The organism is Novosphingobium aquae, assembly GCF_037572715.1.
In the GTDB taxonomy this organism is placed as follows: Bacteria; Pseudomonadota; Alphaproteobacteria; order Sphingomonadales; family Sphingomonadaceae; genus Novosphingobium; species Novosphingobium aquae.
Genome location: NZ_JBBHJY010000007.1, coordinates 200,943 through 225,451, shown reverse-complemented (window position 1 = coordinate 225,451; position 24,509 = coordinate 200,943). Strand labels below are relative to the sequence as shown.

The 24,509-nt window shown below is 63.3% G+C and carries 24 protein-coding genes; 18 read left to right on the top strand and 6 right to left on the bottom strand.

All coding sequences use genetic code 11. The annotated features are described in order from the left end of the window. The first annotated feature begins 3 nt into the window (after positions 1 to 3). On the top strand, positions 4 to 831 hold the full coding sequence (locus WG900_RS14635; protein ID WP_339968073.1) for an SDR family NAD(P)-dependent oxidoreductase: 828 nt from the start codon (positions 4 to 6) through the stop codon (positions 829 to 831). 343 nt (positions 832 to 1,174) lie between these two features. Here the strand turns inward: WG900_RS14635 and WG900_RS14630 are convergent, their stop codons facing one another. Together WG900_RS14630 and WG900_RS14625 are read right to left on the bottom strand one after the other, a co-directional pair. Further along, positions 1,175 to 1,477: a type II toxin-antitoxin system RelE/ParE family toxin gene (locus WG900_RS14630; protein WP_339968071.1), complete on the bottom strand. Its 303-nt coding sequence runs from the start codon at positions 1,475 to 1,477 to the stop codon at positions 1,175 to 1,177. 2 nt (positions 1,478 to 1,479) lie between these two features. After that, positions 1,480 to 1,725: a type II toxin-antitoxin system ParD family antitoxin gene (locus WG900_RS14625; RefSeq protein ID WP_339968069.1), complete on the bottom strand. Its 246-nt coding sequence runs from the start codon at positions 1,723 to 1,725 to the stop codon at positions 1,480 to 1,482. Between the two features lie 198 nt (positions 1,726 to 1,923). Between WG900_RS14625 and WG900_RS14620 the strand changes: the two genes are divergently transcribed. Beyond that, positions 1,924 to 2,556, top strand: a complete 633-nt coding sequence (locus WG900_RS14620; RefSeq protein WP_339968146.1) for a tyrosine-type recombinase/integrase — start codon at positions 1,924 to 1,926, stop codon at positions 2,554 to 2,556. Between the two features lie 230 nt (positions 2,557 to 2,786). Here WG900_RS14620 and WG900_RS14615 read toward each other — a convergent pair whose 3' ends face one another. From WG900_RS14615 to WG900_RS14600, 4 genes are all read right to left on the bottom strand, one after another. Next, positions 2,787 to 3,620: a shikimate dehydrogenase gene (locus tag WG900_RS14615; RefSeq protein WP_339968067.1), complete on the bottom strand. Its 834-nt coding sequence runs from the start codon at positions 3,618 to 3,620 to the stop codon at positions 2,787 to 2,789. 55 nt (positions 3,621 to 3,675) lie between these two features. Continuing rightward, entirely contained in the window at positions 3,676 to 6,627 is a 2,952-nt protein-coding gene (locus tag WG900_RS14610; RefSeq protein ID WP_339968065.1) for a TonB-dependent receptor domain-containing protein, read from the bottom strand. A gap of 77 nt (positions 6,628 to 6,704) precedes the next feature. Next, a complete protein-coding gene (locus WG900_RS14605) occupies positions 6,705 to 7,940 on the bottom strand; it encodes an MFS transporter (protein WP_339968062.1) in 1,236 nt (411 codons plus the stop codon). A 70-nt stretch (positions 7,941 to 8,010) separates the two neighbouring features. Beyond that, positions 8,011 to 8,688: a TetR/AcrR family transcriptional regulator gene (locus tag WG900_RS14600; protein WP_339968060.1), complete on the bottom strand. Its 678-nt coding sequence runs from the start codon at positions 8,686 to 8,688 to the stop codon at positions 8,011 to 8,013. A gap of 233 nt (positions 8,689 to 8,921) precedes the next feature. Here WG900_RS14600 and WG900_RS14595 point away from each other — a divergent pair, with 233 nt between their 5' ends. The 16 genes from WG900_RS14595 to WG900_RS14520 all read left to right on the top strand — a co-directional run bounded on the left by WG900_RS14595 (position 8,922) and on the right by WG900_RS14520 (position 24,502). Beyond that, the gene (locus tag WG900_RS14595) at positions 8,922 to 10,778 is read left to right on the top strand and encodes a bifunctional sugar phosphate isomerase/epimerase/4-hydroxyphenylpyruvate dioxygenase family protein (RefSeq protein ID WP_339968058.1); all 1,857 of its coding nucleotides are present in this window, start codon (positions 8,922 to 8,924) and stop codon (positions 10,776 to 10,778) included. A gap of 11 nt (positions 10,779 to 10,789) precedes the next feature. Next, on the top strand, positions 10,790 to 11,773 hold the full coding sequence (locus WG900_RS14590) for an alpha/beta hydrolase (protein WP_339968056.1): 984 nt from the start codon (positions 10,790 to 10,792) through the stop codon (positions 11,771 to 11,773). Continuing rightward, entirely contained in the window at positions 11,773 to 12,852 is a 1,080-nt protein-coding gene (locus WG900_RS14585) for an SMP-30/gluconolactonase/LRE family protein (protein WP_339968054.1), read from the top strand. Before WG900_RS14590 ends, WG900_RS14585 begins: the two co-directional genes overlap by 1 nt. After that, positions 12,849 to 13,736 carry a Nif3-like dinuclear metal center hexameric protein gene (locus tag WG900_RS14580; protein WP_339968052.1) on the top strand — a complete coding sequence of 296 codons (888 nt, stop codon included), beginning with the start codon at positions 12,849 to 12,851 and terminating at the stop codon, positions 13,734 to 13,736. Before WG900_RS14585 ends, WG900_RS14580 begins: the two co-directional genes overlap by 4 nt. Positions 13,737 to 13,746: 10 nt before the next feature. Beyond that, positions 13,747 to 14,607, top strand: coding sequence for a Nif3-like dinuclear metal center hexameric protein (locus WG900_RS14575; RefSeq protein WP_339968050.1), 861 nt, complete (start codon positions 13,747 to 13,749; stop codon positions 14,605 to 14,607). A 274-nt stretch (positions 14,608 to 14,881) separates the two neighbouring features. Beyond that, complete coding sequence (gene trbB / locus WG900_RS14570; protein ID WP_339968048.1) at positions 14,882 to 15,865, top strand: P-type conjugative transfer ATPase TrbB; 984 nt, start codon at positions 14,882 to 14,884, stop codon at positions 15,863 to 15,865. After that, positions 15,862 to 16,194 carry a TrbC/VirB2 family type IV secretion system protein gene (locus tag WG900_RS14565; RefSeq protein ID WP_339968046.1) on the top strand — a complete coding sequence of 111 codons (333 nt, stop codon included), beginning with the start codon at positions 15,862 to 15,864 and terminating at the stop codon, positions 16,192 to 16,194. The genes trbB and WG900_RS14565 overlap by 4 nt, the downstream gene beginning before the upstream one ends. A gap of 11 nt (positions 16,195 to 16,205) precedes the next feature. After that, a complete protein-coding gene (locus tag WG900_RS14560; protein WP_339968043.1) occupies positions 16,206 to 16,481 on the top strand; it encodes a VirB3 family type IV secretion system protein in 276 nt (91 codons plus the stop codon). A gap of 4 nt (positions 16,482 to 16,485) precedes the next feature. Further along, a complete protein-coding gene (gene trbE / locus WG900_RS14555; protein ID WP_339968040.1) occupies positions 16,486 to 18,957 on the top strand; it encodes a conjugal transfer protein TrbE in 2,472 nt (823 codons plus the stop codon). 5 nt (positions 18,958 to 18,962) lie between these two features. Then, entirely contained in the window at positions 18,963 to 19,736 is a 774-nt protein-coding gene (trbJ, locus tag WG900_RS14550) for a P-type conjugative transfer protein TrbJ (protein WP_339968037.1), read from the top strand. A 4-nt stretch (positions 19,737 to 19,740) separates the two neighbouring features. Further along, positions 19,741 to 20,070, top strand: a complete 330-nt coding sequence (gene trbK-alt / locus WG900_RS14545) for a putative entry exclusion protein TrbK-alt (protein ID WP_339968035.1) — start codon at positions 19,741 to 19,743, stop codon at positions 20,068 to 20,070. A 1-nt stretch (position 20,071) separates the two neighbouring features. Further along, a complete protein-coding gene (trbL, locus tag WG900_RS14540) occupies positions 20,072 to 21,388 on the top strand; it encodes a P-type conjugative transfer protein TrbL (RefSeq protein ID WP_339968034.1) in 1,317 nt (438 codons plus the stop codon). Positions 21,389 to 21,391: 3 nt separating this feature from the next. Beyond that, entirely contained in the window at positions 21,392 to 22,075 is a 684-nt protein-coding gene (gene trbF / locus WG900_RS14535) for a conjugal transfer protein TrbF (protein WP_339968032.1), read from the top strand. Beyond that, a complete protein-coding gene (trbG, locus tag WG900_RS14530) occupies positions 22,072 to 23,094 on the top strand; it encodes a P-type conjugative transfer protein TrbG (RefSeq protein ID WP_339968030.1) in 1,023 nt (340 codons plus the stop codon). The genes trbF and trbG overlap by 4 nt, the downstream gene beginning before the upstream one ends. Further along, positions 23,091 to 24,287 (top strand): TraB/TrbI/VirB10 family type IV secretion system protein, encoded by a 1,197-nt coding sequence (locus WG900_RS14525; protein WP_339968028.1) that lies wholly within the window; start codon positions 23,091 to 23,093, stop codon positions 24,285 to 24,287. Before trbG ends, WG900_RS14525 begins: the two co-directional genes overlap by 4 nt. Next, entirely contained in the window at positions 24,284 to 24,502 is a 219-nt protein-coding gene (locus WG900_RS14520; RefSeq protein WP_339968026.1) for a DUF2274 domain-containing protein, read from the top strand. The genes WG900_RS14525 and WG900_RS14520 overlap by 4 nt, the downstream gene beginning before the upstream one ends. Positions 24,503 to 24,509: the final 7 nt, after the last annotated feature.

The following is a 24,509-nucleotide window of genomic DNA, read 5'->3' as shown; positions in this document are numbered from 1 at the left end:
GTGATGAGCAAGTTGAAGGGTAAGGTCGCGATCGTGTCGGGTTCCGGCCGCGGGATCGGGCGCGCGCTGGCGCTCAAGCTGGCGTCCGACGGCGCAAGCGTGGTTGTCAACGACCTTGACGAAGAACCGGCCAGCCAAGTCGTGGCGGAAATCGTCGCTCTGGGTGGCCGTGCCGTCGCCTGCGTCGGCAACGTCACCGCCGAGGATTTCGGGAAGCGCTTCGTACAGACCGCGCTCGACAGTTTTGGCGGTCTCGACATCATCGTCAACAATGCCGGCTATACCCGCGACGGCGTGATCCAGAAGCAGACTGACGAGCAGTTCCAAGCAATGCTCGACGTTCACGTTACCGCGCCGTTCCGCATCCTGCGTGCAGCCGCCGAGCCAATGCGAATGTTGCACAAGAAGGAAGCTGCCGAAGGACGCGAGGTGGTCCGAAAAGTGATCAATATATCCTCGATGGCAGGCACGCACGGCAATGCTGGCCAGGTCAATTACTCGTCAGCTAAGGCTGCTCTCGTCGGCATGACCAAGACGCTATCAAAGGAATGGGGCCGCTACAAAGTCTGCGTCAATTGCGTAGCCTTCGGCTTCATCGATACCCGGCTGACGAAGGCAAGCGACGACCCGGCTACCTTGATTGAAATCGAAGGCAAGTCGATCCAAGCCGGTGTGCCGACCGATGTACTCGGTGCATTGAAAAATATGGTTCCGCTAGGCCGTTCCGGAACGGTCGAGGAAGCTGCTGGCGGCATATACCTCTTCTGCATTCCCGAAAGCGATTATGTCAGTGGGCAGGTGCTGATCGTTGGCGGTGGAATCAGTATTTGATTGGCGATTTGGCCACTCTCAGAGCAAGTGCACCGGCTGGCCGAGACCGAGGCCTAGCGCTTTGTTGAAGGTCGGTGTTCGTTTGGACGGCAACTATCTCAGCGTAAGTCGCGGAAAATGCGAAATGGACAAGCGGCCACTTGCGGGTCGATGACAATGCACCTGCAACGGTGACTTTTTCAGCGGCTTCTGCCTGGATGCATAAACGTATGCCAACGACAGCTTTCAGCGCTAGCGGACATTCAAGCGCTTGCTGCAAAACGGCGTGAATTGGTCGTCAGGAGAAGCGCCCAGTGGGGCGGGGATCTTTGTGGATTGGCCGCATGCCCTTACCTCGCCACGGCTAGCCATCGTAATTAGAGGATATCCAATCTTCCCGACCATGCCGGACGCGTAGAATGACGACCTCGCCCTCATCTCCCACATCATAAATCACCAGATGGGCCTTGTAGGGATGCACGCGAACAGGCGGCGAGATCTCCTCGCGCAGACGCGCGGCATGGGGATAGTCTGCGAGAAACGCGAAAATTGCGCTCAACCCTTCGTGATAGGCGTCGGCCTGAGGCAGGCCGAACTGCTCTATGCCCTCGAGAAAAATGGCTGTCAGATCGTCGGCCGCGGCGCGGGTTAAGCGGAAGCGAGGCACGGTCAGGCTTGAGAGGCCTGCTGGCGGATCGCCCGCGCCCGGATGTCCGCCATCGTCTCGTCGCTGAGGCCACTGGCGCGGGCCTCGTCGACCAGACGCTGCATGGCGGCAACCTTGTCGGCGCGTTCCTGGTCACGGCGGATAAGATCGCGCACATAGTCACTGGCATTGCTATACCGGCCGGTGTCTGCTTGCGCCTCCACCCATTGTTTCATCGGGTCGGGCAGTGAGATGTTCATCGTAGCCATGGCAACCTCCAAACTTGAAAATAGCAAGGATTGGCAAAGTTTGTCAATTGATGGTTGGTCATGGCCTGCCCTCGTGCATGAGGGCATTATGCAGCCGGCGCCTCCACGATCTCCCGAGCATCAAGCCCCACAACATTTCCCCCGTGGGGCTGCAACCGTTCTTCAGAATGGCCAATTCTGGCCAATCGGAGAATGATCATGGAAATGTCTGAAACCGTGAATGCGTCCCCCAAGCGCTCAGTCTGGAATGCCGGGCGCACTGTCGGCGCGAAGCGGGCCCTGAAGCCCAAGCAAATATGGGAGATCCGCTTCTACCTCAATCAGCGCCGCCGCCTGCGGGACAGGGCGCTGTTCGACCTTGCGATCGACAGCAAACTGCGCGGTTGCGACCTTGTTCGCATGAAAATTGGAGATGTTGTCAGCGGCGGGCAGATCCGAACGCGGGCCATCGTGATGCAGCAGAAAACAGGTCGGCCTGTTCAATTCGAACTTCTCCCCGATGCCCGGGCCAGCCTGCTGGCGTGGCTCGAGCGGCGGGGCGGCACGGTTGATGATTATGTCTTCCCAAGCCGGGTTGATCGCAATGGTCACCTCAGCACACGGCAATATGCCCGGCTTGTCGACGAATGGGTGACGGGGGTGGGCCTGATGCCAAGCGAATATGGCACGCATTCGCTCCGCCGCACCAAAGCCTCGATCATCTACCGGACGACTGGCAACCTGCGCGCCGTCCAGATCCTGCTCGGTCATAGCAAGATTGAGAATACGGTCCGCTATCTGGGGATCGATGTGGAAGACGCGCTCGCGCTCGCTGAAAACACCGAGATCTGAACCGTCGGCTCCCCGCAGCACAGACGGGGAGCCGACTTTGGTCACCCTGGGACATTCCTGCCAGTCGGCGCCGCGACCCGGAACGACCGGTTAGGCCGATACTGGCCATTCGTGGATCTACTCAAGCCCAATCACTCAGGTCCAGCCTTGGTGACAATGCGGCACGGCGACTGGGCGCACGAAATGACCGGAAAGCCGACGCTCCACCAGAATATTCTGTCCAAGCCGCCCTAACAGGCGGCGAACGTTGCGCGCATGCGCTTCTTGTCGGCAATCAGACCTGTGAATATCTGGAAGGCCCGCGCGGCCTGGCCGATGACCATGCCGCTGCCGTCGAGCGTGCGGCATCCCTTTACCCGGGCCAGTCGCAGCAATTCGGTTTCGAGCGGGAAATAGACGATGTCGGCGACCCAGTGATGCGAGGCGATCAGCGACGGGTCGATTGCCGGTTCGGGGTGGGCAGCCATGCCCATCGGCGTCGTGTTGACTATGCCGCGAACCAAAGTCGTATCGATGTCGGTGGAACCGCGCGCCACGACCCGGCCCGGGCCGTATTCGCTGCAAAGCCGCACCGCGAGAGCCTCGGCGCGTGACAGATCGACGTCGGAAATCTCAAGCCGGGTCGTACCCAGCGAGAGCAAGGCATTGGCAACTGCGGAACCCGCACCGCCCGCGCCCAGCTGCAGGACAACGTCGAGCTCTGCTTCGGGAAGACCTTCGGCCAGGCTTTCCTGAAAGCCGGTCTTGTCGGTGTTGTAGCCGATCAGCCGGCCATCCTGTATGGCTACGGTGTTGACCGCACCCACACTGCGGGCGCCGTCTTCCAGCTCGTCCAGCAGGGGGATGACGACCTGCTTGAACGGATAGGTGATGTTGACACCGTTGTAGCCCTCTGCCGCAAGTCGGCGCAGCAGGGGACCCAGCTCCTCATCGGCGAGGCCGAGTGCAGTGAAATCGAACAACTCGTAACGCAGGTCCAGCCCCAGAGCCTTCGCTTCCTGTTCGTGCAGCCAAGGCGAGCGCGAGGCCTGAATGGAGCGGCCGATGAGTCCTGTGCGTTTCATGTAAGTGCAATCGTAACGGGCAGGCGCCAGCTAGGCCAGCGCCTGCCCTGATGGATCAGAAGCTGATGCGCGCACCGACATAGAACGACCGGCCGATCAGGTCATAGAGCGCCGGATCGGTCGAGATCTGCGAACTGGCGACGAAGGGCAGTCCCTTGTCGAACAGGTTGTTCACTCCGAAGCGGAACTCGATGTTCTTCTGTACCTTCACGGTCGCAAACATATCCCACAGATTGTAGGCCGCGACCGGCAGCTGGACGTTGTTGGGCGTCAGCACCGCGCTGACATCGGCCAAGGCACCCTGGTAGCGCCAGCGCAGGCCGAGACCAAGGGTGTCCGACTTGTAGCCGAAGGTGGTCAGCGCCTTCCACTTGGGCGTGGCGCGCGGCGGCACACTGTTGGGACCGGCGCCGCCATTGCTGATGCCGGTATAGTTGAGAAATGCCGCGCCCGGCAGCAGCTGAACTTTGTAGTTGTTCAGCCAGCCGATCGCCGAATCGACGTAGAGCTTGCCGGTCTGCCCCAGGAACGGAGCCGGGACGCCCCAGTGGATCTGGGCCTCGACACCATCGGTCTCAAGCGCGCCGAGGTTGAGGAACGGGGTCAGCACCTGCGAAAGCTGGCCGGTCGAATCGCGGCGGATCAGCTGGCAGTATTCGTTAGAGTTGCTGTAGCTGGTGTTGCTGCCATCGAGGTTGAAGCACTTCGACAGCACGGTCAGGCCCGGGATCGGTGAGATCACGTCCTTGATCTTGATGTTGTAGTAGTCGAGCGACAGCGAGAAATCGCCGAACACGCCGCTGTTCGACGGGGCGTTGAACACCATGCCGACGTTGAAGGTGTTGGCGCGTTCCGGAACCAGCCCGGCATTGCCCGATGTGACCTGGCCGGTGGCGGTGGTCGGGAATTGGTACGAACCGATCGCCGCGCTGGGAACGCCCTGGGCAACGCAGAGCGCGCTGACCTGGGCGGCATTGGCGCCAGTGCGGGCGGTGGAGCGCACGTCGCAGGGGTCGCCGATGGCACCCGGTGGCGTGCCGATCACAAGCTGGTTGCCCTGCTGGGGCGAGAACAGCTCGCCGATATTGGGCGTGCGTACGGCGCGCTGGTAGGAACCACGGATCAGCAGCGATTCAACCGGACGCCACCGGGCATCGAGCTCGAAGCTGGTCACCGATCCGGTCACCGAATAGTCGGAATAACGGATCGCGCCGCCAACGGCGAGTTCCTGGAAGAACGGCTTGTCGCTCAGCAGCGGAATATCGACCTGAGCGGCGAATTCCTTCACCGAGATGCCGGTCTTGGCGAGCGGCAGGGTGTTTACCACGCCTTCGATGTTTGCGCCCGGAGCGAAGCCGCTGTTCGCCGTCAGGTCGAAGTCGGGGCTGAACTTGTAGGTGTTCTTCCGATAGCTTGCCAGCATGGCGAGCTGGACTGGTCCTGCGCCCAGATCGAACAGCTTGCCGTTGACCTGGAGCTGGGCCTGCGTCTGGCCGAGGTCTTCCACGCTGACCGCATCCTTGGTGATGAAGGCGCGGCAGGCTGCCGAGAGCGAGCGGGCATTGGCATCGCCGAACGGATTGAACCCGCCGGCGCAGAGCGAGGCCCCGCCGTCGGCCGAGTTGAGCAGCTTCTGGACCTGCGACTTGAGCACGGCCTGGTGCATGGTCTGGGTGTGCTTCGACTGGTCGTAAGCCGCGAAAGCGTCGAAGCTCCAGCCCTCAGCGATGTTGCCGCGCAGGCCGAGCATGTACTGCTGGACGTTGTAGTTTTCGTCCCAGTTCTTGTCCGGCACGCCGACATAGCGACCGTTCCAGGTGAAGGCTGCGGTCGGGTTCGGACGCGAGGCGAGTATCGTGCGCAGGTCGGCCGGGATGAACGGATTGGTCACCGGGATCGTGGTGAGGGCCGGAAACTGCGTCAGGCTGCCGCCGCTCTCGGTATTGACGGTGAGGTCAACGAACAGGAACTGGCCATAGGCGGTCAGGTCCGGGGTAAGTTCGAAATCGCCCTTTACGAAGGCGGTCTTGCGATCGAGCGCGTTTAGTACCTGCAGCTGCTGGCCCACCGGCATGCGCACGTTGCCGCCGATGACGGCATAGCCGTTGGTGCCGTTGTCGCCGCGATAATTCACCGCGCCCGTCTGGACGAAAAGCGTGCGGTCGTTGTTGAAGCCGAGGTTGAGCAGCGGATTGCGCGCGCCGGTAATGCCATAGGTGGTGAACACGCTCTGGATCACGGCAGCGTCGGGCGCGTTGGTTGCGCTTGGCACGAAGGTCCCGGTGCCGATGAACGAGGAGGGAACCTTGTCATTGAAGAACGACCGGGCCGTGCCCTGGATCGGGTCCTGCGTGGTGTAGCTGAAGGCAGCAAGCAGGCTGCCGCGGCCTTCGGCGAACTTGGTCCCAAGGGCCAGCGAGGCGTTGAACTTGGCAGCATCGCCGCGCTCGCTGATGTTGTACTGCGTATCGGCGCGGATGCCTTCGAAATCGCGCATGATCTTGAAGTTGACCACGCCAGACATGGCGTCCGAACCATAAACCGCCGAAGCGCCGCCGGTGATCACGTCGATCCCGCCGATGATCGATTCCGGGATGATGTTGATGTCCACGTTTCCGTTGACGTCCGACAGCGGCAGGCGCTTGCCATCGAGCAGCACGAGGTTGCGGTTGGATCCGAGGCCGTGAAGATTGATCGAGGCGCGGCCGCCGGTACCCTGGCCGCCGGTCGCGGCATTGCCTGCCGTGGTGAAGCTGGGGAACTGGTTCAGCGCATCGCTGAGGTTGGGCGTGCCGGCTTCCTTGATCGTTTCCGCGCCGACCGAAACGATCGGGCTTACGGCGGTGTTGTTTGGCCGCCGGATCAGCGAACCGGTAACAACAATCTCATTAGCATCGACTGATTCGCCTCCATCGGCAGCGGCGTCCTGTGCCAGTGCCGGGGCGGTCAATGCCACCGCAAAACCAAGAAAAGACGCCGAAATGGCGAGACGCGATGCGAACTTCATCCTCAATCCCCTCCCGTTGCGGGACGCCTTTCGCCCCCGCTTCCGTGACCTTCATTTATGTTACGAACTAGTTCCTGTCAATTCGCAGGATTGCGGCTCAACCGCTGCACGGCAAAGGCGCAGGTAGCGCAGGCGAGCAGCGGCACGCAGTAAGCGGAGAAAAGGATCGGCAACGAAACCTTGGCCGCCATCAGCTGTCCACCGATAAACGGGCCGACGATCGCGCCGCTCCGCCCGATGCCGATTGCCCAGCCTATCCCGGTTGCCCGGACATGCGACGGATAGGTCTCTGCCGCCAGCGGCCAGACCCCGTTGTAGCCGCCCTGCAGCAGCACTCCGATCAGGAAGGCGTTGACCATGGTCCCCGCCACCGACATTTCGACCGATCCAAACCACACCATCGCCACGGCCGCGCCGCAGAGCATCGTCGGCACCAGCTTGCCCAGCGGCACGCGCACGGCGAGGAAGCTCATGGCCACGGTGCCGGAAAAGGCACCGAAGTTGTAAAGCGCCCCGGCATAGATGCCGTTGGTCTCCGAAAGCCCAGCCTCTATTGCCAGTTTGGTTATCCAGCTGACGATGAAATAGAGGACCATCAAGCCAAAGAAGACCGCACCCCACAGCGCGAGCGTCCGTCCGCGCAAAAGCGGGCTGAATAGCGATCGCACTCCGCCCTTGACCGCTTCGCCATTGGCGCCATCGGCGGCGGGAACGGAATCGCCCAGCAATACCCAGGCAAGCGGGAACAGGAACACCGTGATACCCCCGGCGCCAATCAGCAGCGCGTGCCAGCCATAAATTGGCAAAAGCTGAGCTACGAGAAGGCCGGTGAACACGGCGGCGAACGGATAACCCGCCTGGACCAAACCGACAGCCAGGCTGCGGTGTCTTTCCGGCGCACTCTCGGAGGCAAGTGCGGCCATGGCGGCGAGTACGGTGCCGATGCCCGCTCCGACAATCACGCGAAGCGTGAAGAGCTGGCTCACGCTTGCTGCAAATCCGCTCGCCAGCATGCCGGCAGACATCAGCGCCAGCGCAACAAGGATCACCTTGCGCCGCCCGAACTTGTCCGCCAGCGGCGCAATGAACATGCCGCCGATTGCCATGCCCAGCAGCCCGGCACTGAACAGGGTGCCCATCACGTCCGGACCGATGCTCCAATCCTGCTGGATGCGCGGCGCGATGAACGAAAGGATAGTTACGTCGACGCCGTCGGCCATATTGATGGCAAAGCATAGCGCAACCGTCGCAATTGCCCGGCGCGTCCAGTCAACCGGTGATGCGGTGCTCTCGCCCGCATGAAATCCTGCCATTATCCTCTTCCCCTTGCCGCCGGGCCTTGCACAGCCGGTTCTGGTCCGTCAGCCGGGGGGCCAGACGAAGTCAGTCCTTCTGCGTGACCCAGGCTATGATGATGTCTGCCACCTGCCGCGCCCGCCGCTCGATCGCGTCCGGACTGGTCATGTCGACCCCGAAGTTGTGAGCGAAAGTGAACTGGTTCGATACGTTGTAAAAACTGAGAGCGGTCACGTTCATGTGCAGTTCGACCGGATCGATACCCGGTCGGAACGACCCTTCTGCCTCGCCCCGCTCGATGATGCGGGCAAGGATGTCCACGGCCTTGCGGTTGCGCTCGGGCAGGCCCTCGATCTGCTTGATCTGTTCGCCGTGCAGGATGTTCTCGTTCATCACCAGACGCACCAGTTCCTGATGCTGCGAGTGATAGCGCACGTCGTGCTCGATGAGGCTGCGCAGCGCCTCGACCGCCGTCCCGGCTTCGATGTTGACGGCGCTCTCGCTGGCGCGCACCTGACGGTAGGCACGTTCGAGCACGGCGCGATACAATTCTTCCTTGCCCTCGAAGTAGTAGTAAATCTTCCGCTTGGTCGCCTTGCCCGCGATCTCATCGATGCGGGCTCCTGCAAGACCCTTTTCAACGAACTCGGCCGTGGCGATGTCGATGATGTGATTGATCGTCGCCTCGCGCGTTTCGGCGTGCGAACGGCGTGGGGGCTTGGTGGCGGAGGGCTCAGAAGCGGAAGGCGCTGGGGCTGTGGGCAAGTCGAAGTCTCCGGGAACAGGCCTGCCGCGCCGGGAAGACGGCACGGTTCGGACCTTTGTCCCGGCTTCGATACCGCCATTTTTCGCTGCCGTCAGCACCCGCAAAAGACTTTCGGACATTTGTGTTACGAACTAGTTCGCATCATTTCTGCTTTTGTCAACTCCGCGACCGTGATATGCAAGCGCCCAGGGAGCAGATGTCTCCCGCTCGGGACAGGACGGCAGGCACCGCGATGAAGACTTCTATCGCAACGGTTTCGATCAGCGGCACTCTCGAATCAAAGCTTCAGGCCATTGCCGCTGCGGGGTTTGACGGGGCCGAAATCTTTGAGAACGACCTTCTGTCGACGCATCTCGGCGCGCGCCAGATTGCGGCGATGATGGCGGACCTTGGGCTCGCCTGCACCATGTTCCAGCCGTTCCGCGATCTTGAAGGCCTGCCCGGTCCGGCGCGCGAACGGGCCTTTGACCGGCTTGAGCGCAAATTCGACGTTATGGCCGACCTCGGCACAGATCTGGTGCTGGTCTGCTCCAGCTGCTCGCCGCAGGCCGAGGGAGATCGCCCCCGCCTGATCGATGACCTCGCCGAAGCGGCCGAGCGTGCAGGGCGGCGCGGCATGCGGATCGGCTATGAAGCGCTGGCCTGGGGCCGCCACGTCAACGACCACCGCGAGGCCTGGGCGCTGGTGCGCGATGTCGATCATCCGGCACTCGGGCTGGTGCTCGACAGCTTCCATTCGCTCGCCCGCGGCATCCCGTCGAGCAGCATCGGCGACATCCGGGGCGACAAGCTGTTCATCGTGCAGGTCTGCGATGCGCCGCAATTGCAGATGGATTACCTCGGCTGGAGCCGCCACTTCCGCTGCATGCCCGGACAGGGCGATTTACCGCTCGACGACTGGGCCGAAGCGATCCGCCGCACCGGCTATGACGGCTACTGGAGCCTTGAGATCTTCAACGACCGTTTCCGGGCAGGCTCGGCGAGCGGCGTCGCGCTGGATGGGCTGCGTTCGCTCCGCCTGATGGAGGGCGGCATTGCTCGGCCCGTCTCGACTAGCGCCGCGCTGCCACCCAAGGCCGCACCCCGCGGGGTCGAATTCCTCGAATTTGCCGCCAGCCATGACGAGGCGGAAGCGCTGGGCGCCATGCTGCGCCCGCTCGGTTTCCGACCAACCGCACGACACCGCAGCAAAGACGTGACGCGCTGGACACAGGGTCCGGTCAACATCGTCATCAATTGCGAACCCGAAGGCCTGGCGCACAGTTTTGACGTGGTTCACGGTGCATCGGTCTGCGCGATCGGGCTGGCGATGGACGATGTCCCCGGCGCACTGGCGCGCGCCGATGCGCTAAAGGTAGCGCGCTTCGAACAGGCGATCGGACCGGATGAATGGCCGATCCCCAGCGTGCGCGGGGTAGGGGGCAGCCTGCTCTATTTTGTCGATGCCGCAACGCGCGATTCGATGTGGGCGCATGAGTTTCCCAATGCTCTGGAACCGGCAGCGCCAGTGCAGCTCACCGGCATCGATCATATCGCGCAGACCATGCAGTTCGAGGAATTCCTGTCGTGGCAGCTGTTCTATGTCAGCCTGGTCGACATGGCGAAGACCCCCCAGATCGAGATCGCCGATCCCATGGGCCTGGTGCAGAGCCAGGCGGTGGAAAGTGCCGACGGCTCGGTGCGCTTCACGCTCAACGGCTCGCTGGCCAACCAGTCGCTGTCCTCGCGGTTCATCCAGAACTATTTCGGTGCCGGGGTGCAGCACATCGCCTTCGCCTGCACCGACATTTTCGCCACGGTCGATGCGGCAATTGCTGCGGGGATCGAGCGGCTGGAAATCCCGCGCAATTACTATGACGACCTTGAGGCGCGCTGGGGATTGGCACCCGAGCTGATCGAGGCCATGGCAGCGCGCGACATCCTTTATGACCGGGATGGCGAAGCCGAATACTTCCAGTTTTACACGCGCGCCTTTGCCCGCCGCGTCTTTTTCGAACTGGTCGAGCGGCGCGACTACGCCGGTTATGGTGCGATCAACGCACCAATCCGCCTCGCCGCGCAGGCACGCCACAAACCCGATTTTCTGTGATGGAGACGATAATGGTCCGCAAGGCATTCAACCTTCTGGCAATCGCCGCGCTGTTGGCAGGGTCCGCAGCCCAAGCCGCGCCAGGCCGGGTTTTCCCAGTGTCGGAGAAGCCGGAGCTGACAGACCACTTCCCGGTCGTGCCGGTCAGCTTCCCAAAGGGCGTGAAGGGCTATCGCGATATCGTCTATCAGCAGATCACCGGCCATGTGCCGCAGATCGTTGATATCTATGTGCCGGCAACCAAGGGGCCGCACCCGCTGGTACTCTATATCCACGGGGGCGGCTGGGTCGGCGGGCATACCCGTCATTCCGGGGCCCTGGCGGACTTTCCAAAGGTGCTGGCCGCGCTGGCAGATGAAGGCTTCGTCGTCGCCAGCCTCGAATATCGCCTCTCGGGCGATGCGAAGTTTCCCGCGCAGGTGCAGGATGCCAAGGCCTCCCTGCGTTTCCTTCGTGACAATGCCGCGAAGTACCGTATCGATCCTACGCGCGTTGGCATCTGGGGCGGATCAGCCGGCGGCCACCTTACCGCGCTGACGGCCCTGAGCTGCAAGGAAACCACGCTCGATCCGGCCGCTGCCAAGGACGTCTGCGCCACGGCCGCCGTCACCTGGTACGGCGTCTTCGATTTTGCCGCCCTGGCCGCCGGACGGGAAAACGGGGTCGATGGCGCAGCCGAACGGCTGCTCGGCTGTACCACGCGGTGCAGTGCAGAAACCTATGCCCCCGCCAGCCCGGTGACTTACATCGATGCAAAGGATCCAGCTTTCCTGCTGATCCATGGTACCGAAGACAAGGTCGTGCCGGTTGAACAATCGCGCATCGGCGAGGCACGCCTTCGCGCCGCCGGTGTCCCGGTGGAATCGATCTACATCGCCGGCGTCGATCATTCCTTCATTGGCGCAACGCCGGGGCAGACGCGCGAGGCGACGCTGAAGGCAACCAACGCGACATTCGACTTCTTCCACCAGAAATTGCGCGTGCCCGGCCGCTGATGGGGCTCACCGGGTTCATGGCCGCAGCTGCGCTGGCGTCTGCAACGCCGGCGGACTGCGCGTCCGACCCGCCGCTTGAATATACCTGCGGCCCGGTCAAGCCCGAAGATGTTCTGGCCCTGCCGGACACGCCATGGCTGGTGACCAGCGGGTTTGCGCCCGGCGCGGGGCTCAAGCTGGTGGACAGCAGAACCGGAACCTTTCGGCCATGGTTCGATGGTTCGCCGGGGCAGGTCGGTGCCAGGCTTGACGGTTTTCCGGACTGTGCAGGTCCGCCGGAGCCATCGCTGTTCAACTCGCGAGGCCTCGGGCTGCGGCGCATTGCCGGCAATCGCTGGCGATTGCTGGTGGTCAACCATGGCGGGCGCGAAGCGATCGAGGTGTTCGACGTGATCGCGCGCGGCAAGGCCGAACCCGAACTTTCATGGCGTGGTTGCCTGCCAATGCCTGTGGGGCAGGTTGGCAACAGCGTGGCCGGCTTCGCCGACGGCACGGTGCTGGTAACCGTGCTTACCCGGCCCGGAACGACCATCGCCGACTTCGTCGAAGGCCGCGATACGGGCGCTGTATGGAGCTGGTCGCCCGGCGCGGCACGCTTTGTCGAGCTTCCGGGGACGCGGCTGCCGGGAAACAACGGTATCGAAGTCGATCCCGATGGCAGGCACTTCTATGTCATCGCGTTCGGCTGGCACTCGGTCGTTGCTTATGACCGGCGCGATACGAGCCGCCCCGCAGCACGGATCGAGGCGCCCGGTTTCATGCCCGACAATATCCACTGGACAGGCGGACGCTTGCTGCTGACTGGCATGCGGCTCGAAGAACCAGCATGCGGCGGTCGGCGAAAGGTCGTGAATGGCGTCGCCGATCCCATGCTGTGCCATCGTGGCTGGGCAGTGGGCGAACTTGACCGCGATAGACAGCGCATCCGGATTGTGGCCAGCGGTGAACCTGCGCCCGGTTTCAATGGCCATTCGGCAGCTGCCATTTCAGGCGGACGGCTGTGGCTCGGCTCGTTCCAGTCCAGCCGCCTGGCCGGATTGCCACTCCCGCCAGCCCTGACCCGAGGAAAGCGCCGATGATTGACCGCCGCACAACCATTGCCGCGCTTGCAGGCACGCTTCTGGCACCCGCGCCGCTGGTGCGGGCCTCGTCACCGCTTCCGGCGGGCCTGACCGCACGCGAGGTATTCGCCGCGATAAAGGCAGCCTCCGGCCAGCCGTGGGATCCGAACCCGACCGATGATCGCATCATTTATGGCCGCCGCGATGCGCCGATCACAGGCATCGCCACCTGCTTCACCGCAAGCATTGACGTGCTGCGCCGCGCCAAAGCCGCGGGGCTCAACTATATCGTCCCTCACGAAGCCAGCTTCTTCGAGCGATACGACGATTTCGCCGAATCTGCCCTGCGCGACGGCGATCCGGTGCTGATCGCCAAGAAGCGCTTGCTCGATGAAAACGGCATGGTGATCCAGCGCATGCACGGCCATGCCCACAGCCGCCCCGGAGATGCGATCATGACCGGACTTGTTCGGCGGCTCGGCTGGGAAAAGCTGCGCGCCGAGCGCCCCGGCATGCCGTGGATCGAACTGCCCGCCACCTCCGCGCGCGATCTGGGACGCCACATTTCCAGGCGCCTCGGCCGAAAGACAATGCGCATGTTTGGCGATCCGGCGCGGATGATCCGCACGGTCTCGATCTCGGCTGGCATGCCGGGAGAAAACGCCCAGATACAGCAGCTCGAATCAGGTGCCGATGCAGTCCTGCTCGGCGAAGTGCGCGAGCCCGAGGTGCTTGGCTATGCTCAGGACATGGCGGCCAGCCGCCCGGTCACGGTCTATCTCGCTGGGCATACCGGTGAGGACCCCGGCATGGGCGTGCTTGCCGAATGGCTTCAGGGCATCTTTCCTGCCCTGCCGGTGCGCTGGCTGGAAGCGGCCGACCCCTACAGCAACCCTGCCTGAGGAGCCGGTAATGCGAGGATACGAACTTTTCGAACTGATACAGCTCGGTCTCGGCCCGGAGGCAAATCGGCACCGCGGCGTCGACGCCCCGGCCCGCCGTGACACGGCTATTGCTGGCGGATCGTACCGGTCTCCGGGAACGCTGGTCGATGGCTTCCGCGCGGGCGATGGCGACAGAGAGGTGAAGGGTATCGTGGTCGTCGCCCGCGCCTCCACCGAAGTGCTGCGCCGTGCGGCCGAACTCGGGGCCAACCTGGTGATCAGCCGGCAGGCCTTCCTCGGCGATAGCCAGGACCGCCCAGTTTCCCGGCCAGAACCGGCGCTGGCCGAGAAACTGGCGCTGATCGAGCGCAGCGGAATTGCGGTGCTGCGGCTGCAGGATGCCCGCACCGGCGCGGACGGGCGAGCTATAACCCAAGCCTTGCAGCGTGCCATCGGCCTGAAGTCTGCACTGAACGAAGCCGGTCTGCTGGATGCGCTTATCTATCGGCTGCCGTCAACGCCGCTGATCGATCTTGTCCGCCGTATCAAGGCCGCGACAGGCAGCAATGCGGTGCGGCTGATCGGCGACCCTGGCATGCCGGTGCAGGGATTGGCGCTGGCGACCGAAACCAGCCGTCCCAACGCGCTCAATCCGCTGATCGCGCGCGCTGACGTGAACCTGCTGGTGGCAGGCGAAGTCCATGAGACGGAAACCAGTGCCTATGTCATGGACGCGATGGCACTAGGCCAGCAAAAGGCCATCCTGCTGGCCGGATCGATCGCCCTCGAGGAACCGCCGGCCCGCGCACTCGCGGCATGGCTCAAACGCCAGGTTTCCTTGCCGGTTACCTTGCTGCCATCCAGCCCTGTTCTGGAAGACTTCGGCTAAGGGTTTGCTGGGAACTACCGACTTTGGTCGAATCCGGCCAATCAGCCCCTGATCGTTCCAATGTCCGCTTGCTACACTTTAGTTGTTGATTCCGGTTAGTCGCCAAGGTCCGACACAGGAGACATAGCAGCATCGAGAATCGCCGCTGCTTTCTCACTTTTCGCCACGCTACGCCGCGGGCATTAGCTTGTTGCCTTCCCCCAATCTGATGCCCTTTTGATCTGCCTCACGAGGACAGCCGATGGTCGGTTGTCTCGCTTACACGAGGCAATTCATGAGCGTCATCCCCATCCAGACGCAAGCATCGTCGCGAGGCGCGCGCATGTTACGCACCGCGCTCGGCCCGAAAATTGCAGCGTGGCTTGAGGACACCTCGGTTATTGAGGTCATGCTCAATCCCGACGGGCGGCTCTGGATTGATAGGCTTGGAGCAGGGATCGCCGATACGGGGAGCGGGATGTCCGCAGCCGATGGCGAGCGTATCATCCGGCTGGTTGCGCACCACGTCGGGGCTGAGGTTCATGGGCGGGCACCGCGTGTTTCCGCCGAATTGCCCGAGACGGGAGAGCGCTTCGAAGGCTTGCTGCCACCGGTGGTGGCATCTCCCAGCTTTGCCATTCGCAAGCCCGCCATCGCGGTGTTCACGCTCGGCCAATACGTGGCAACGGGCATCATGGCGCAGTGGCAGGCCAATGCGCTGGCCCGCGCGGTTGCTGCCAGGAAGAATATCCTTGTCGCTGGTGGTACTTCGACCGGCAAGACGACGCTTACCAATGCGCTGCTGGCCGAAGTCGCCAAGACCGATGACCGTGTTGTCCTGATCGAGGACACCCGCGAGCTGCAATGTGCCGCGCCCAATCTGGTGTCGCTGCGCACCAAGGACGGCGTTGCGACCCTCTCCGATCTGGTCCGCTCGGCGCTTCGGCTTCGGCCCGACCGAATCCCCATAGGTGAAGTGCGCGGGGCTGAAGCGCTCGACCTGCTTAAGGCATGGGGCACAGGGCATCCCGGCGGTGTCGGCACGATCCATGCCGGATCAGCGCTGGGCACGCTGCGGCGCATGGAGCAACTAATCCAGGAAAGCGTGGTCACCGTGCCGCGCGCGCTGATCGCCGAGACCATCGACATGATCGCCGTGCTGGTCCGCGACGGCACCGGACGGCGTCTCGCCGAACTCGCACAGGTCACCGGCCTTGATGAGCGCGGTGACTACCGAATTCTTCCTATCATCCCCGAAGCTCAAGGAGGCCTTTCATGATCCAAACCCTGTTCCGTGTCCGCACCCGGATGACCTTTGTCGTGCTTGGCGGCTGTGCGATGCTCGCGGCTGCGGCTCCGGCTCATGCCGCAGGCTCGTCGATGCCGTGGGAAGCGCCGCTCCAGTCGATCCTTGAATCCATCCAGGGTCCGGTCGCCAAGATCGTCGCGGTCATCATCATCATCTCGACCGGTCTGGCGCTCGCCTTTGGCGACACCTCGGGGGGCTTTCGGCGGCTGATCCAGATCGTCTTCGGCCTGTCGATCGCCTTTGCCGCCTCGTCCTTCTTCCTGTCGTTCTTCTCGTTCGGCGGCGGAGCCTTGGTGTGATGGGGGGTCTGATGGAGAGGCAGGCTCCCGAGGCCGTGCCGGGATATGTCGTGCCCGTCCACCGGGCGCTTACAGAGCACATCCTGCTCGGCGGTGCACCGCGCGGCCTCGCGATTGCGAACGCCACGCTGGCAGGTGCCATCGGACTTGGCCTGCGTCTCTGGATCGCGGGTCTCGTAATCTTCGCTCTCGGCCACATGGCTTCGGTCTGGGCGGCGCGGCGCGATCCGCAGTTCGTCGATGTCGCCCGGCGGCACCTGCGTTTCCCCACCCATCTGAGGGTCTGAACCGATGCTTTCGCTTCGTGAATACCGGAACAAGGCCGATCGGCTTGCAGACTTCCTTCCCTGGGCTGCGCTCATTGGGCGAGGCGTGGTGCTTAACAAGGACGGCAGCTTTCAGCGCTCGGCCCGCTTTAGAGGTCCAGACCTTGACAGCGCGACGCCCGCAGAACTGATCGCAACGACGGCCCGGCTGAACAGCGCGTTGCGGCGGCTGGGATCGGGCTGGGCGACATTTGTCGAGGCGGTCCGCCGTCCGGCGAGGGACTATCCCGAGAGTACCTTTCCCGATCCTGCCTCCGAATTGGTCGAGCGTGAACGCGCCGCCCAGTTTGCCGAAGAAGGGGCGCACTACGAAAGCGGCTATTTCCTGACCCTGCTGTGGATGCCGCCAGCCGAGGACGCCGCCCGCGCCGAGAGTTGGCTCTACGAAGGCAAGGCCGAGAAGGGTATCAATCCCAAGGAACTACTCGACCTGTTTGTCGATCGGACCGACCGGCTGCTCCGCCTGGTTGAAGGCTTCGTTCCCGAAGTCGCCTGGCTCGATGACCGCGAGACGTTGACCTATCTGCACAGCTGCATCTCGACGCAGGCGCACAGCGTTCGCGTGCCCGAAACGCCAATGTATCTCGATGCGCTCCTTGCTGATGAGCCGCTAACCGGCGGGCTCGAGCCGCGCCTCGGCAAGTCGCATCTGCGCACGCTGACCGTGGTCGGCCTTCCCAGCGCGACTTTTCCGGGACTGCTCGACGAACTCAACCGGTTGGCCTTCAGCTACCGCTGGTCGACCCGCGCGATCATGCTCGACAAGACCGACGCGACAAAGCTGCTCGGCAAGATCCGCCGGCAATGGTTCGCCAAGCGCAAGTCGGTCGCCGCGATCCTGAAGGAGGTCATGACTAACGAGGCATCGGTTCTCGTCGACAGTGACGCTTCCAACAAGGCCGCCGATGCCGATGCGGCGTTACAGGAATTGGGCGCCGATCATGTCGGCCAGGCCTATGTGACCGCCACCGTCACCGTCTGGGACGAAGATTCCGCACTGGCTGCGGAAAACCTGCGCCTGGTCGAGAAGGTGATCCAGGGCCGCGACTTCACTTGCATGATCGAAGGCATGAACGCGGTTGAAGCCTGGCTTGGATCGCTGCCGGGCCATGTTTACGCCAATGTCCGGCAGCCACCAGTTTCAACTCTCAACCTAGCCCACATGATCCCCCTCTCAGCCGTTTGGGCCGGGCCGGAGTGGGATGAGCACTTGCTCGCACCGCCGCTGTTCTATGCACGGACCGAAGGCTCCACCCCCTTCCGGTTTTCGCTCCATGTCGGCGACGTCGGCCACACGCTGGTCGTCGGCCCGACAGGGGCGGGCAAGTCCGTTCTGCTGGCGCTGATGGCACTGCAGTTTCGGCGGTACGATCGCGCCCAGGTCTTCGCGTTCGACTTTGGCGGATCAATTCGCGCAGCAGCACTCGCCTGCGGGGGAGATTGGCAGGATCTCGGTTCCAGCTTGGCAGATGAAGGGCCGGGAGCTGTTCAACTGCAGCCGCTGGCACGCATAAACGAAGCTGCCGAGCGCAATTGGGCTGCCGAATGGCTCCAGGCCATTCTCGCTTCAGAAGGTGTCACGGTCGATCCGGTCACCAAGGAGCATCTGTGGTCTGCCCTTACGTCACTGAGCACCGCGCCGGTTGCCGAACGCACACTGACGGGTCTGGCCGTACTGCTGCAATCGCAGGCCCTGAAGCAGGCGCTCGCACCCTATTGCATTGGCGGACCGTTCGGACGGCTCCTCGACGCTGAGGTCGAACACCTAGGTGTTGCGAGCTTCCAGGCTTTCGAAACCGAAGGCCTCACCGGATCGGCGGCGGCCCCGGCGGTGCTGTCCTACCTGTTCCACCGCATTGAAGGCCGGCTCGATGGCTCTCCCACCATGATCATCATCGACGAGGGCTGGTTGGTGCTCGACAGCCCTGCCTTCGCCGCTCAGCTGCGCGAATGGCTGAAGACGCTGCGCAAGAAAAATGCGAGCGTGGTGTTTGCAACCCAGAGCCTCGCCGACATCGAGAGCAGTGCAATCGCACCTGCCATCATTGAAAGCTGCCCGACCCGCATCTTCCTTCCCAACGAGCGAGCGGTCGAGCCGCAAATTCTGTCGATCTACCGCCGCTTCGGGCTCAACGATCGCCAGATCGAAATACTGGCCCGGGCGACCCCGAAGCGCGACTATTATTGCCAGTCAGCACGCGGCAACCGGCTGTTCGAACTGGGACTTGGCGAGGTCGCACTCGCGTTCACCGCCACTTCGTCGAAGACCGACCAGCTGACAATCGGCGAGCTTACGCAGGCGCACGGGGCGGACGACTTTGCGCGCCAATGGCTGCGCCATCGGCGTCTTGGCTGGGCAGCCGACATGCTGCCTCCAGCGCAATCCATCCCCCCAGCCCGAAGCCCCCAATTCCCTTCGGTCCAAGTCAAGGAGTAGTGCCCATGAAATCGAGTCCTGCGAAACAAGGCAGTCTTCGCCAGGCGCTGACAGCCGGAGCCGCGATCCTGTCGCTGACCGCGACAGCGCTGGTGCCTGCGCCCGCTTGTGCCCAGTTCGGCGGCATCGTCTACGATCCCTCGAACTATGCGCAGAACGTGCTCACCGCGGCGCGCACGCTCGAGCAGATCAACAACCAGATCCGCTCATTGCAAAACCAGGCCACCTCCCTGATCAACGAAGCGCGCAACCTCGCGAGCTTGCCGGTCACTGTGCTCGCGCCGCTCCAGCAGCAGATCCAGCAGACGCAAGCGCTGCTCGGGCAGGCACAGCGGATGGCCTACAATGTCCAGCAGATCCAGACAGAATTCGCCCGCCAGTACAAGTCCATGGATCTTACCACTTCGCAGCGCACCATGGTGGAGGGCGCGGAAAGCCGCTGGCAGAACAGCGTGGCTGCGTTCGAGGACGCCCTCAAGGTCCAGGCCGGCGCGGTTGCCAATATTGAAGGTACGCGAAACGCAGTGCACGACCTGGTCACCGCCAGCCAGTCGGCGACAGGTGCACTGCAGGCCGCCCAGGCTGGCAACCAGCTTCTGGCCGTCCAGGCGCAGCAACTCGCTGACCTTATTGCCAGTGTCACCGCACTGGGCCGGGCGCAAACGCTGGATGCGGCAAATTCTGCGGCCGCCAAGGCTCAGGCGCGCGAACAGCTCCGTCGCTTCCTGACCCCGGGCCGCGGCTACGTGCCCACCTCCGTCAAGATTTTCCGGAACTGAAGCGATGGACACCAAGCTTTTCGCGCGGATCGGGGCGGGGGCCTTCGTAGCTACCGCGCTAACCATGACCGCTTTGGAACTGCGCGAACGGCCCGTCCGGACGTTACCCGAGATTGAAACCGTCACCGATGACGAAGGCGATCCGCTCGACGCGATGCTGCGTGATTGTGCGGCGATGGGCGAACAGGCGCTGGAAGTTAGCCCGTGTCTTGCCGCCTGGGCGGAAAAGCGCCGCCGCTTTCTCGGCGCCAAACCCAAGCCCGGCAGTCCCGTGACAGGAGACCACTCTCCGTCCGCGGCTTCCGTCGATCCACATCCAGCAAAGGGCAGGTGACATGGGTGGTACGGGCGTCGTTGACCGCTTCCTCGACATTTTCTCGCGCTATATCGACAGCGGGTTCGGCCTGCTTTCTGGCGAGGTTGCGTTCGTTGCAACAACGCTGATCGTGATCGACGTTACGCTCGCAGCGCTGTTCTGGTCCTGGGGCGAAGCAGACGACATCGTGTCCCGGCTCGTCAAGAAGACTCTGTTCGTCGGGATCTTCGCCTACATCATCGGTAACTGGAACAACCTGGCGCGGATCGTCTTCGAGAGCTTCGCGGGGCTTGGCCTCAAGGCCAGCGGTACCGGGTTCACGGCGGCAGAACTGCTGCAACCTGGCCGCGTCGCGCAAGTGGGGCTCGAGGCTGCCCGACCGCTGCTTGAGTCAATTTCCGAACTGATGGGCTTCGTCAGTTTCTTCGAGAATTTCCTCCAGATCGTCATCCTGCTGGTGGCCTGGGCGCTCGTCATCATTGCCTTTTTCATTCTCGCGATCCAGCTGTTCATCACCCTGATCGAGTTCAAGCTGACAGCGCTGTGCGGCTTCGTGCTGATCCCGTTCGGGTTGTTCGGCAAGACCGCCTTCATGGCCGAACGCGTGCTGGGCAACGTGGTTTCGTCCGGCATCAAGGTCCTTGTGCTCGCCGTGATCGTTGGCATCGGCTCGACCATCTTTTCCGAGTTCACAAGTGCGATTTCCGGCGAGCCGACCATCGAGGATGCGCTTTCGATCGTACTGGCCAGCCTGGCTTTGCTGGGACTCGGTGTCTTCGGCCCGGGCATTGCAAACGGGATCGTCTCGGGCGGCCCGCAGCTTGGCGCTGGTGCCGCTGCCGGAACCGCGCTGCTCGCCGGTGGCGCAACCGCAGGCGCTGTTGCCGGTGCGCGCTTGGCGGGCGGCGCAGTCGCGAATGCCGCATCCAATGTTGCCCACGGCACTTCGCGCGCTGCGGGCGGGGCGAGGATGGCCTATGCGCTGGGCTCGGCCGGCAAGTCAGGAGCTGCGGCAGTCGGTTCGGGCATGTCCGCTGTCGGCGATGCCGCTGTCGGTGCTGCCACCTCGCCGCTGCGCAAGGCAGCTGATGGCATAAGGCAGTCGTTCCGCGATGGGAGCCGCGCCGCGATCACCAATACTGGCGGCACGATCACATCCTCACCCAATACGCCGCCCGCAGCTCCTGCTTATGGCGACGCAGGTCAACCCGCCTGGGCCAAGGCAATGAAGGATCGGCAGACCCTGACCCATAGCGCGACGCTCGCCGCCCACACGCTCAAGGCCGGTGACAGTCACGGCGGCGGCGCTTCCATCGATATTTCGGAAAAGGACTGACGCATGTTTCGACGACCCTCTATCCGCTACGGCAAGACACCTGAGCCCGAGACGCCTTACCAGCGCGCCGCCCAGGTCTGGGACGACCGCATCGGCTCGGCCCGCGTGCAGGCCCACAGCTGGCGACTTGCCTTCTTCGGCGCGCTCGGCCTTTCCACCTGCCTTACTGCCGGTCTCATCTGGCAAGGAGCGCGCGGCTCGATCGTTCCCTGGGTCGTGCAGGTCGACAAGCTCGGAGAAGCGCAGGCCATTGCACCTGCACAGGCCGACTACAGCCCAAGCGACCCGCAGATCGCTTTCCACCTTGCCCGGTTCATCGAGCAAGTACGTGCAGTACCCGAAGATCCGATCGTGGTCCGGCAGAACTGGCTGCGTGCCTATGACTTTGCCACGGACAAGGGTGCGCTTGCGCTCAATGACTATGCTCGCACCAACGATCCGTTTGCGCTTGTAGGCAAGGAACAGGTCGGGGTGGATGTGACCAGCGTCATCCGCGCTTCGCCAACCAGTTTTCGTGTTGCCTGGGTCGAGCGGCGCTACCGCGATGGCAGCCTTGCCGAGACGAGCCGCTGGACAGCGATCCTGACGACCGTCGTCCAGGCTCCGCGCACTCCCGATGCCCTGCGCAAGAACCCGCTTGGCATCTTCGTCAATGCCATCAATTGGTCGAAGGAACTCGGATCATGATCAGCAAATTTCTCACTGCACGAAGCCGCACCATGTCCCTAATGCTCGCTGCCAGCACAGCCCTTGCTTTCCCTACGCAGGCCAAGGACCAGCCTGCAGCGCCTGCGATTTCAAGCGAGTCATCGCAGGCGCACCATTCACCTGGAACGATTGTGGCCGTCCCGGTGCCGCTTCCACTCCCAGGGCAACTCCAACCCCTTCCGCGGCGCGTCGCTCCCCTCGCCGCGGGTCGCTCCCGCCCGTCCCAGAGTCGCCCCACTCTCCGGGACAGGGTGGGAGCGGCAATGGAAGCAGCCCGGGTCCAGCCTGAACGCACGGGGTTCGTCAACGCAATCCAGGTCTTTCCCTACGTTGAAGGCGCGCTGTACCAAGTTTACGCCAAACCTGGCCAGGTGACCGACATTGCTTTGCAGGAAGGTGAACAACTTGTCGGTTCGGGGCCTGTCGCTTCCGGCGATACGGTGCGCTGGATGATTGGCGACACCGTAAGCGGGGCAGGTGCCAATGCGCGGGTCCACATACTCGTAAAACCCGTTCGGCCCGACATCACGACAAACCTCGTGATCAATACCGACAGGCGTACCTACCATGTGGAACTGCGCGCCAGTCCGTCTGTCTACATGGCCTCGGTCTCCTGGACCTATCCTCAGGACGCGCTGATTGCCCTTCGGCAGGCCCGAGCAGAAGCGGGGCGAATGGCACCGGTTGCGTCAGGCATGGACCTCTCGCTGCTCAATTTTCGCTACGAAATCGCTGGCGACAAGGCGGAGTGGCGTCCGCTGCGTGCTTTCGATGACGGGACCCGCGTGTTTATCGAGTTTCCGGAGGGCGTCGCGCAAGGCGAGCTTCCGCCTCTGTTCGTGGTCGGAACTGGTGGTGAAGGCGAATTGGTCAACTACCGGGTCGCAGGACGCTACATGATCGTCGATCGCCTTTTCGGCCAGGCCGAGCTGCGAATTGGCGCCGGCAAGGGCCAGAAGACCGTCCGTATCACCTCCAACCGACGGGGGCGGGCATGACTGATCAGGATCTGGCCCCGGCGGGCGGCGAGCCGGTGATGGACGCCGAAGCCGCCGTGAAGCTGCGCGGCGATCCGCCGCGCGTCATGCGCTTGTCTCGCAAAGCCATCGGCATTGCCTCGGCCTGCGGGTTCGCAGTTGTCGGAGGCGCTCTCATCTACGCACTGCAACCGCAGGCACGCAAAGCGGCGGACGAACTCTACAACACCGACGGTGTAGCCGTAGCGGACAACCTTGCCGGCGCGCCGAAGGACTATGGGTCAGTGCCGAAGCTCGGACCGCCGCTACCCGGCGATCTCGGCAAGCCAATCCTCGATGCTCAGCGGCGCGGCGACGTTGCCGCCTTGCCCCCCGTGGGTCACCCCCAAGTCGCAAGCAATCCTGCGGAGAGCGCTGCTCAAGCGGCACGCCAGCGCGCCGAGCAAGAGCGGGAATCTGCGCGTGCTAGCCGTCTGTTCTTCGGCGGTGGGACCGCCGGGAACAGCAGCCCGGGCATGATCGGGAATGTGGCGACCACAGTAGGTCCCGCTGTCCCTGCCGCTGCCACTCAGAACGAAGCCGGCAGGAAGCAGGCATTTCTGGAACGCGCCAGTGACCGCCGGACCGTGTCTGCCGAGCGGTTGAGTGGGCTCGCGTCTCCTGCGATCCTGCAAGCTGGTTCGGTCATACCTGCAGCGCTGATCACCGGCATTCGCTCGGACCTGCCCGGACTGGTGACCGCGCAGGTCACACAAAATGTCTATGACAGTCCGACCGGGCGGATACTGCTGATACCTCAGGGCTCGCGGCTGATCGGCGAATACGATGCCGAAGTCTCGTTTGGCCAAAGCCGGGTCCTGCTCGCCTGGAACCGGCTGATCCTGCCTGATGGGCGCTCGATCGTGCTTGAGCGCCAGCCGGGTGTTGACCCGCGCGGCTTTGCCGGCCTGCAAGATGGGACTGATTATCACTGGGGAGGGGTGCTCAAGGCTGCACTGGTGTCGACCCTGTTGGGCATCGGCTCTGAGCTTGGTTCCGGTAGTGATGGCGAACTGACCCGTGCAATCAGGCGTGGCACTCAGGACAGCGTCAATCGCGCCGGCGAGCAGGTCGTGAGCCGCGAACTCGGCGTACGGCCGACGCTCACCATTCGGCCCGGCGCGCCAGTTCGTGTGCTCGTGACGCATGATCTGGTGCTGGGAGAAGGGCAGTGACGCGGCTCAAGCTGGCGGACATCGCCGATGATAAGCCGGTGCGAGTGACGCTGGAGCTGCCGGCGCGTCTTCACCGGAATCTTGTTGCCTATGCGGTCGCGATCAATGGCGGCAATACCGAAGGCGCTCCGCCCATCGAGCGTTGCATTCCGCCAATGCTCGACCGGTTCATCTCGACTGACAGGCAGTTTGTGCGGGGCAAACGGAGCGGCTGACTGGGCG